The following is an 8,851-nucleotide window of genomic DNA, read 5'->3' on the forward strand; positions in this document are numbered from 1 at the left end:
CCCCGCGCCCGCGCCCCCGCGGGTGCACGTAGACGGAGTGCTCGACCACACCGGCGTAGACGCAGCGGTCGGAGACAGCGGAGCAGGCCACCCAGCCGAGCACGTCGCCTGCCTCGTCGAGCGCCACCCAGCGGTGGCCGGGCAGCCGGGTGGCGGTGAACCGCGCCCAGTCCGGCGGCTCGGTCTCGAACGTGGCGTTGCCCTCGGCGATGCCCAGACGGTAGATCTCCAGCACGGCGTCGGCGTGCGAGTCGTCCATCGCGACGACGGTGACAGTCATCGGTTCCCCCTGTCCGGACCGGCGGTCGTCAGCGTAGTCGCGCGTCGAGGGGCCGGGACGACGCCCGGCCCCTCGACGTGAGCGCTACCGCCGCCGGTAGACGGAGATGTGCGAGCGGCTGTCCGCGTCGAACGGCGACCGGTCCCAGTCGGCGTACCGCTCGGTGAGCCGCAGCCCGGCCCGCTCCGCCAGCTCGTCGACCTGCTCCGGCCAGGCGTAGCGCATGGCGAACGGCTTCAGGTGCACGCCGGAGGCGTCGAACGTGACGGTCTGCCGCACGAACGTCTGCGCCGCGCGGTCGTACCGGTGCACGCGGATGGTGGCCGAGTCCTCGGTCACCTCCCGCACCTGGACCTGCTCGTCCCGGTCGAAGTCCGCCGGGTCGGGCACGAACGTCTCGATGACGAACGCCCCGCCGGGCGCGAGCACCCGGGCGACGTTGCGGAAGCACGCCGCCTGGCGTTCCTCGGAGACCAGGTTGAACAGCGTGTTGAACACCAGGAAGACCAGACGGTACGGCCCGGCGACCGGGACGTCCGCCATGTCGCCGATGGTCACGGGCAGGTCCGCGCCGCCCGGCTTGGCGCGCAGGTGCGCGACCATCTCCGGGGACGCCTCGACGCCCTCCACGGTCAGACCGCGGGCGGCCAGCGGCAGGGCCACCCGGCCGGTGCCGACCGCCAGTTCGAGCACCGGGCCGCCCTCGGCCAGCGGTGCGAGGAAGTCGACGGCCGGGGCCGGGTCGGGATTGCCGGGGCCGTCGTAGGTGTCGGCCCAGAGCCGGCCGAACAAGCCGGGATCGTCGAAGACGGACATCACACGCCCTCCCGCCGGGCGGAAGGGACAGGACGCGGCGCGAGGTCAGCGACCTCCGCCGGAATGGGGTACGGAAACACGAAGCCTCGTTTCGGCAAGGGTGACGACGGGTCGGTTGGGCTTCGCAGCGTGTGGCATGGCGGTGCTCCCTCCGGTCGGCTTCGAGGGGTCCAGCAGACCAGCAGCCGACCGGGGCGACAACCGGATTACGCCCGCAGCGCGTCGTCCACAGCGGTCTCCCGGCGGCCGAGGTGCACCGGGTCGCGCCCGCTGAGCACGTCCACGGCGGCCTTGACGCAGGCGGCGTGCTCCCGGGTGGAGCTGATCCGCCACTGGCCGGCGTACCGGCGGGCGGTGTCGTCGCCGACGCCGACGGTCTCGATGCCGGCGGCCCGGCAGAGCGCCACCGCGCGCGGCAGGTGGAACGACTGGGTGACCACAGTGGCCCGCCGAACCCCGAAGATGCGGTGCGCGCGCACGCACGAGTCGTACGTGTCGAAGCCGGCATGGTCCAGCACCGTCTTCTCCGCCGGGACGCCCCGCTCGACGAGCCAGCGCCGCATCGCGTCCGGCTCGTCGTAGTCCCAGTCCATGTGGTCGCCGGAGAGCAGGAGCACCTTGACCTTGCCGGCGGCGTACAACTGGCGGGCGATCTCCAGCCGGCCGGCGAGGAACGGCGCCGGGGTGCCGTCCGGGTCCACCCTGGTGCCCAGCACCAGCGCGACCGGCGTCTCGGGCACGTCCGCGGCGCCGAACAGGCGACCCTCGGCGGCGCCGCGGACCCAGGTCACGCTGGCGATCGTGGCGGCGCCCAGCAGCACCACGGCGGCCGTGGCGAGCACCAGGAGCCGGCGGACCAGGCGTACGGCCCGGCGGTGGTCGCCCCGCCAGGCCCGCCAGCGCGCCGTCAGCCCTCGCATGGCGGCGATTGTGCCAGTGCAGGTCAGGAGATGTGGTGCAGGATCACGTTGTGCACGTGGTGGCTCTTCTCCGCGCCCCGGAACTCGACCTCGTAGGTGTGCGTGCCGACGTGCACGGCGATCGACCCGGTGGAGAAGAACGAGCCACCCCAGGACTTGTTGCTCACCACGCTCACGCTGGTGATCTTCGAGTACGGGATGCTGGTGATGGCGTACCGCTTGCCGACGAAGGAGCGGTCCTGGATGATCACCCGCCGGTCGGTCAGGCCGATGAAGCCGGTGCCGGTGCCCACCGCGTCGTAGACGGCGATGATCTGCTCACCGGGCAGCAGCCCGCTCTGGATCTGCTGGAACTGTTCCTTGCGGTCGTACGTGGGGCCAGACATGCATCTGAGGGTAGGCGGGGCGCGCCAGCGCTCAGGGCTCGGTGACCGCGCGGACCGCGTCCTCGATGCGCGCCGCGAGCAGCACCTCACCTTCGGTGAGTGGCTCGCCGTCGCCGTGGCCCAGCCGGATCTGGGTACGATCGGCCCGGCGGCTGATCTCCGGCCGCAGCCGCAGCGCGTCGGCGACCACCGCCACCCGTTCGGTGAGCGCGGCGTGCTGGGTGTCGTCGAGGACGATCGTGCGGCGGATCTGTTCGCCCTCGCGCGTCCATCCCGACAGCAGGGCCAGTGCGTCGCTGAGGTAGTCGTGCTTCGCACGGCCGCTGAACAGCACGCGCATCACCGCACCTCCCAGGCGTCGTTGCCGGCTTGTGGCCAAATCGTCGCCATCCCGTGTCCCAGTCGACGCTCTCTAGTCTCTCGCCACTCAGATGGTGTGTCCACGCCCACACTTCCGTGTTCTGCTGACCTGACGGCCGACGCAGCTACCCAAACCGCCGATTGATCTGGCACGCTGGTGGCCCGTGCGGACCGAACGGATTAGCGGGGGCGGACACGCCGACCGGCGGGAGCCGAGGGTGGTCGTCGGGGCCGCGATCATCGAGGGCGGCCGGGTGCTGGCGTGCGAGCGCTCCGCGCCCCCCGAGGTGGCGGGCCGGTGGGAGTTCCCCGGCGGGAAGGTCGAGCCGGGTGAGGCCGAGACCGACGCGCTGGCCCGCGAGTGCGCCGAGGAGCTGGGCGTTCGGGTGGCTGTCGGCGCCCGCGTCGGCCGTGACGTACGGATGGCGCACGGCCGGTCCGTGCTGCGCGTCTACGCCGCCCGCCTGCTGCACGGCGACCAGCCGAAGGCCTTGGAGCACGCGGAGCTGCGCTGGCTCTCCGCCGCCGAGCTGGACAGCGTCGACTGGCTTCCGGCCGACGTGCCGATCGTGGCCGCGTTGCGTCCGCTGCTCGCCGCGTCCGACTGAGGCTCCGGACCGGACAGGCGGGCCGAAACGGGACGGGGGCCGGCGGCGTGTGCCGCTGGCCCCCGTCGTCGTGCTGTCGTTCAGTGCTTCGGCTCGTCCTGCTGCGGGTGGGCGAAGTTGAGGTGCTCCGGGGGCAGCGGGAACGTCACGTCGTCGCCGAACGGCGACGGCGCGGCGGCCCGGTTGAACGTCAGTTCGGTCAGCGGCAGCTTGCCGTTGGCGTCCACCGCCGGGGCGGTCGGGTGCGGCACCTCGCGGTGCCAGTTGACGCCCTGCTGGGCCTGACGCTCGGCGGCGCTGTCGTGCGAGCCGCCCGCGTGCGAGTGCACCCCGCCGTGCGAGTGCGTTCCGCCGGAGTGCGCGTGCGCCCCGCCGTGCGCCCCTCCGGACGTGACGGCACCGCTGGAATGCCCGCTGGTCGCGCTGGTCTGAGGCACCTGACCCCTCCGGAAGATCTTGTTACCGAGCCACACAAGGGGATCGTACCTGCGGTCGACGACCCGTTCCTTCATGGGGATGATCCCGTTGTCGGTGATCTTGATGTGCTCGGGGCAGACCTCGGTGCAGCACTTGGTGATGTTGCAGAAGCCGAGTCCCATGTCGGACTGCGCGTACTCCCGGCGGTCGGTACGCGCGTCCAGCGGGTGCATGTCCAGCTCGGCCGCCCGGATGAAGAACCGGGGGCCGGAGAACGCCGGCTTGTTCTCCTCGTGGTCCCGGATCACGTGGCAGACGTTCTGGCACAGGAAGCACTCGATGCACTTGCGGAACTCCTGCGAGCGCTCCACGTCGACCTGCTGCATCCGGTAGTCGCCGGGCGCCACGTCGGCCGGCGGCGCGAACGCCGGGGTCTCCCGGGCCTTCTCGTAGTTGAACGAGACGTCGGTGACCAGGTCCCGGATCACCGGGAACGTGCGCAGCGGGGTGACCGTGACGGTCTCGGACTCCTCGAACGTCGACATCCGGGTCATGCAGCCCAGCCGCGGCTTGCCGTTGATCTCCATGGAGCAGGAGCCGCACTTGCCGGCCTTGCAGTTCCACCGGCACGCCAGGTCCGGCGCTTCGGTGGCCTGCAGCCGGTGGATCACGTCGAGGACCACCTCGCCCTCGTTCACCTCGACCGTGTAGTCCTTCAGGTCGCCGCCGGTCTCGTCGCCCCGCCAGATGCGGAACTGGCGCTTACTTCCCATCAGTGTTCGCCTCCTCGGTGAGGGCGTCGAACTCGGCGAGTTCCTCGTCGGTCAGGTACTTGGCCAGCTCGGCCCGGTCGAACAGCCCGATCAGCTCCGGCCGCATCTTCGGCAGCGGCTTGTGGGTCAGCCGGACCGCGTCCCCGTCCAGCGAGCAGACCAGGTTGACCCGCCGCCACTTCGGGTCCATCGCCGGGTAGTCCTCCCGGGTGTGCCCGCCGCGCGACTCCTGCCGCTCCAGCGCCGCCATCGCGGTGCACTCCGAGACCACGAGCATGTTGCGCAGGTCCAGCGCCAGGTGCCAGCCCGGGTTGTAGCGCCGGCCGCCGACCGCGCTCACCTTCGCCACCCGCTCCCGCAGCTCGGCCAGCCGGCGCATGGCGTCCGCGAGCTCGCCCTCGCGCCGGATGATGCCGACCAGGTCGCCCATCACCGCTTGGAGGTCCTGCTGGAGCTGGTACGGGCTCTCGCCGGTGTCGCGCTGCAACGGCGCCAGCGCCGTCTCCACGGCGGCCTCCACCGCCGCCACCGACACCGCCGGGCGGCTGGTGAGCTGATCGGTGTACGTGGCCGCGTGCCCGCCCGCGCGCTTGCCGAAGACCAGCAGGTCGGACAGGGAGTTGCCGCCGAGCCGGTTGGAGCCGTGCATGCCGCCGGACACCTCACCGGCGGCGTAGAGCCCGCGCACCGTGCCGTACGCCGCGCCGGAGTCCGGGTCGACCTCGACGCCGCCCATCACGTAGTGACAGGTCGGGCCGACCTCCATCGGCTCCTTGGTGATGTCGACGTCGGCCAGCTCCTTGAACTGGTGGTACATCGACGGGAGGCGGCGGCGGATCTCCTCGGCCGACTTGCGGGAGGCGATGTCCAGGTAGACGCCGCCGGCCGGCGTACCCCGGCCCTCCTTGACCTCGCTGTTGATCGCGCGGGCGACCTCGTCACGGGGCAGCAGCTCCGGCGGACGCCGGTTGTTGTCCGGGTCGGTGTACCAGCGGTCCGCCTCCTCCTCGGTCTCCGCGTACTGCTTGCGGAACACGTCCGGGACGTAGTCGAACATGAACCGCTTGCCCTCGGAGTTCTTCAGCACCCCGCCGTCGCCGCGCACCGACTCGGTGACCAGGATGCCCTTCACCGAGGGCGGCCAGACCATGCCGGTCGGGTGGAACTGGAGGAACTCCATGTTGATCAGCGTCGCCCCGGCGCGCAGCGCCAGCGCGTGGCCGTCCCCGGTGTACTCCCAGGAGTTCGAGGTGACCTTGTAGGACCGTCCGACGCCGCCGGTGGCGAGCACCACGGCGGGCGCCTCGAAGAGGATGAACTCGCCGGACTCGCGGTAGTAGCCGAACGCGCCGGCGACGCGGTCGCCGTCGAGCAGCAACTCGGTGATCGTGGTCTCGGAGAAGACCCGGATCCGCGCGTCGTAGCTGCCGAACTCCTGCTTGTCCTCCTGCTGGAGCGAGACGATCTTCTGCTGGAGCGTACGGATCAGCTCCAGGCCGGTCCGGTCGCCGACGTGCGCCAGGCGCGGGTACTCGTGGCCGCCGAAGTTGCGCTGCGAGATCTTCCCGTCCTTGGTGCGGTCGAACAGCGCGCCGTACGTCTCCAGCTCCCAGATCCGCTGCGGCGCCTCCTTGGCGTGCAGCTCGGCCATCCGGAAGTTGTTCAGGAACTTGCCGCCGCGCATGGTGTCCCGGAAGTGCACCTGCCAGTTGTCCCGCGAGTTCACGTTGCCCATCGCGGCGGCGGCGCCACCCTCGGCCATCACCGTGTGCGCCTTGCCGAACAGCGACTTCGAGATGATCGCGGTCTTCTTGCCGGCCAGCCGGGCCTCGATCGCCGCGCGCAGGCCGGCGCCGCCGGCCCCGATCACGACGACGTCGTAGTGGTGTCGTTCGATTCGCGTCTCAGTCATGTCCAGGCTCTCAGTTGATGAACCGCAGGTCGTTGATCCAGCCGGCGGCGACCGCCATCACGTAGAAGTCGGTGAGCGCCAGGGTGCCCAGGGTGATCCAGGCGAGCTGCATGTGCCGGACGTTCAACCAGGACACCCCGGTCCACGCCTTGTAGCGCATCGGGTGCTTGGAGAAGTGCTTGAGCCGCCCGCCGATGATGTGGCGGCAGGAGTGGCAGGAGATCGTGTACGCCCACAGCATCACCACGTTGCCGACCAGGATGATGTTGCCCAGGCCGAAGCCGAAGCCGTCGGGGGAGTGGAAGGCCAGGATCGCGTCCCAGGTGTTGATCAGCGAGATGATCGCGGCGGCGTAGAAGAAGTAGCGGTGCAGGTTCTGCCCGAGCAGCGGGAACCGCGTCTCACCGCTGTACGACTGGTGACCGTCCGGCACCGCGCAGGCCGGCGGCGACAGCCAGAACGACCGGTAGTACGCCTTGCGGTAGTAGTAGCAGGTCAGCCGGAACAGCAGCAGGAACGGCAGGGTGAGCGCCGCGTCCGGGATGATCCACCAGCCGGGCAGGAACTGGCCGAAGTGCGAGGAGCCCTCGACACAGCGGTCGGTGACGCAGGGGGAGTAGAACGGTGTCAGGTAGTGGTACTGCTCCACCCAGTACCACTTGTGCATGAAGACCCGGACCGTCGCGTAGATGACCCACGCGCTGAGCCCGACCACGGTGATCAGCGGAGCGAACCACCACCGGTCGGTCCGCAACGTCTTCGCCGCGATGGCGGCGCGCGCCCGCCCTCCCCGCGGCTGCGATCTCGGCGTCTTGGCCGACGTAGTTGTCATTCGAGTCATCTCCCTGACGTCACTGTCACGTCTTGCGCACGCACGAGGCCACACCGGCGAACCGGTGCGGCTAAGTGACACACGTTACGCCGATCTTCACGGCCCGGCCGCGCAACGCAGTGTCCCGTGTGTCCCGCAGCTTGGAAAGAGTCAGTTCATGATCAATGTGGCGGGTCGGTCGAACGGTGCGCCGACCGGCGCCGCGGGTGCGCCCGGCGACGCGCCGGATCACCCGGACGCGCCGCCGGTGAAGTGCCAGGAGGACAGCCGCAGCGTCGGCGCCTCGTACCAGGACCCGTCGACCCGGCCCGGCTGCCGGACCGGCGCCCGGCCCAGGCCCAGCACCCGCCCCGGCCCCAGCGCCCGCGGGTACGACTCGGTGAACCGGAAGTCGCGCACCGCCCGGGTCGGCACGCCGTCCTCGACCAGCCACACCCCGTTGCGCGTCAGCCCGGTGACCACCAGCTGCTTCGGGTCCAGCACCCGCGTGTACCAGAAGTCGCTCACCAGCAGCCCGCGCCGCATCCCGGCCACCAGCGCGGCGGTGTCCGGGTCGCCCACCGCTCCGGTGACGCCAGCGCTCACCGGCCCGGCCGCGACTGTCGTGCCCGCATCGGCGACGCCCGGATCCGCCAGCAGGCGGATGTTGTGCGGGATCGGCCCGAACGTCGCGCTACCCGGCATGCCGTGGCCGGTCGACCCGCTGCCCGCCTCCGCGCCGCCGCGCCTGTCGTACGCCACCGCCCCGGTGATGCCGCCCTCGACCAGCGGCAACGCCCGCCGCGGCGTGCCCTCCAGGTCGAACGGCAGAGTACCGGCGTGCAGCGGGTCGTCCACCAGCGTCACCAGCGGGTCGAACTGGGCGGTGCCCGGCTCGGCGAACGACTGCCGTTCGGCGTACCGCTTGCCGTTGAAGCCGAACCAGGCGAGGTTCTGCAGCAGGTCGGCGACGGCAGCCGGTTCGAGCACCACCTCGTAGTGCCCGGGCGGCAGCTCGACCGGGTCGGCCGCGGCCCGTGCCTTCGCCGCCGCGTGCGCGCCGAGCGCCGCGCCGTCGAGGTCGGCGAGCCGGTCGGCGCAGAGCCGCGCCACCCCGTCCGCGGCGCCGGCGCGGGCGATGCCGTCCATGGCCGCCTCGGCCGCGCTTCCGGCCGCCGTGTGCCCGGCCGAGTTGGCGAACGCCCCCGACCGGTACGCGGTGCGGCAGTAGCCGGCCGCCTCCAGCCCGTCGACCGCGTCCACGAACGCGCGTACCCGCTCGGCCCGCTCGCCGGGCGAGGCGAACGCGGTGGCCTCGTCGGTGGCCGGGCCGGACGGCACGGGCGTCGGCGCGGTCAGTCCCGGCCAGGCCGGGTCGGGCGGCGCGAGCCGGGCCGCGGCCCGGGTCCGCTCGACCAGGGCGGCCAGCCCGTCGGCGTCGACCCGGCTGCCGCTGCCGGTCGCGGTCCGCCCGTCCACGTGCAACCGCAGGTGTACGGAGACACCGGTCTCGGACACGTTCTGATGGATGAACGAGTTGGCGAACCGGGTCAGGGCCAGGTCGGTGC

The 8,851-nt window shown here is 71.6% G+C and carries 10 protein-coding genes; 1 reads left to right on the plus strand and 9 read right to left on the minus strand.

Annotation, left to right across the window (positions count from 1 at the left end):
- The 5 genes from KBX39_RS14760 to KBX39_RS14780 all read right to left on the minus strand — a co-directional run.
- Positions 1 to 280, minus strand: a 280-nt coding sequence (locus tag KBX39_RS14760; RefSeq protein ID WP_369010113.1) for an N-acetyltransferase family protein, incomplete at its 3' end; no start/stop codon positions are given.
- Positions 281 to 364: 84 nt separating this feature from the next.
- On the minus strand, positions 365 to 1,096 hold the full coding sequence (locus tag KBX39_RS14765; RefSeq protein WP_104115168.1) for a class I SAM-dependent methyltransferase: 732 nt from the start codon (positions 1,094 to 1,096) through the stop codon (positions 365 to 367).
- Positions 1,097 to 1,302: 206 nt separating this feature from the next.
- Positions 1,303 to 2,016 (minus strand): vancomycin high temperature exclusion protein, encoded by a 714-nt coding sequence (locus KBX39_RS14770; RefSeq protein ID WP_210871077.1) that lies wholly within the window; start codon positions 2,014 to 2,016, stop codon positions 1,303 to 1,305.
- A gap of 23 nt (positions 2,017 to 2,039) precedes the next feature.
- A complete protein-coding gene (locus KBX39_RS14775; protein ID WP_018784695.1) occupies positions 2,040 to 2,402 on the minus strand; it encodes a PH domain-containing protein in 363 nt (120 codons plus the stop codon).
- Between the two features lie 31 nt (positions 2,403 to 2,433).
- On the minus strand, positions 2,434 to 2,742 hold the full coding sequence (locus KBX39_RS14780; protein WP_018784696.1) for a 4a-hydroxytetrahydrobiopterin dehydratase: 309 nt from the start codon (positions 2,740 to 2,742) through the stop codon (positions 2,434 to 2,436).
- 184 nt (positions 2,743 to 2,926) lie between these two features.
- Here KBX39_RS14780 and KBX39_RS14785 point away from each other — a divergent pair, with 184 nt between their 5' ends.
- Positions 2,927 to 3,370 carry a (deoxy)nucleoside triphosphate pyrophosphohydrolase gene (locus KBX39_RS14785; RefSeq protein ID WP_181373769.1) on the plus strand — a complete coding sequence of 148 codons (444 nt, stop codon included), beginning with the start codon at positions 2,927 to 2,929 and terminating at the stop codon, positions 3,368 to 3,370.
- 80 nt (positions 3,371 to 3,450) lie between these two features.
- Here KBX39_RS14785 and KBX39_RS14790 read toward each other — a convergent pair whose 3' ends face one another.
- The 4 genes from KBX39_RS14790 to KBX39_RS14805 form a co-directional block, all read right to left on the minus strand.
- The gene (locus tag KBX39_RS14790) at positions 3,451 to 4,560 is read right to left on the minus strand and encodes a succinate dehydrogenase/fumarate reductase iron-sulfur subunit (protein WP_043328414.1); all 1,110 of its coding nucleotides are present in this window, start codon (positions 4,558 to 4,560) and stop codon (positions 3,451 to 3,453) included.
- Complete coding sequence (locus KBX39_RS14795) at positions 4,550 to 6,472, minus strand: fumarate reductase/succinate dehydrogenase flavoprotein subunit (RefSeq protein WP_043328415.1); 1,923 nt, start codon at positions 6,470 to 6,472, stop codon at positions 4,550 to 4,552. The genes KBX39_RS14790 and KBX39_RS14795 overlap by 11 nt, the downstream gene beginning before the upstream one ends.
- A 10-nt stretch (positions 6,473 to 6,482) precedes the next feature.
- Positions 6,483 to 7,304 carry a hypothetical protein gene (locus KBX39_RS14800; RefSeq protein ID WP_043328416.1) on the minus strand — a complete coding sequence of 274 codons (822 nt, stop codon included), beginning with the start codon at positions 7,302 to 7,304 and terminating at the stop codon, positions 6,483 to 6,485.
- Positions 7,305 to 7,532: 228 nt separating this feature from the next.
- Positions 7,533 to 8,851, minus strand: a 1,319-nt coding sequence (locus KBX39_RS14805) for a TldD/PmbA family protein (protein WP_210871078.1), incomplete at its 5' end; no start/stop codon positions are given.

Origin of the sequence: Micromonospora sp. D75, from assembly GCF_018070405.1 — a bacterium.
Lineage (GTDB): Bacteria > Actinomycetota > Actinomycetes > Mycobacteriales > Micromonosporaceae > Micromonospora > Micromonospora chalcea.

Bases quoted from the DNA above. Each gene is read 5' to 3' on its own strand.
- KBX39_RS14795 (WP_043328415.1), bottom strand. From the start codon at position 6,472: ATGACTGAGACGCGAATCGAACGACACCACTACGACGTCGTCGTGATC.
- KBX39_RS14770 (WP_210871077.1), bottom strand. From the start codon at position 2,016: ATGCGAGGGCTGACGGCGCGCTGGCGGGCCTGGCGGGGCGACCACCGC.
- KBX39_RS14780 (WP_018784696.1), bottom strand. From the start codon at position 2,742: ATGCGCGTGCTGTTCAGCGGCCGTGCGAAGCACGACTACCTCAGCGAC.
- KBX39_RS14790 (WP_043328414.1), bottom strand. From the start codon at position 4,560: ATGGGAAGTAAGCGCCAGTTCCGCATCTGGCGGGGCGACGAGACCGGC.
- KBX39_RS14775 (WP_018784695.1), bottom strand. From the start codon at position 2,402: ATGTCTGGCCCCACGTACGACCGCAAGGAACAGTTCCAGCAGATCCAG.
- KBX39_RS14800 (WP_043328416.1), bottom strand. From the start codon at position 7,304: ATGACAACTACGTCGGCCAAGACGCCGAGATCGCAGCCGCGGGGAGGG.
- KBX39_RS14765 (WP_104115168.1), bottom strand. From the start codon at position 1,096: ATGTCCGTCTTCGACGATCCCGGCTTGTTCGGCCGGCTCTGGGCCGAC.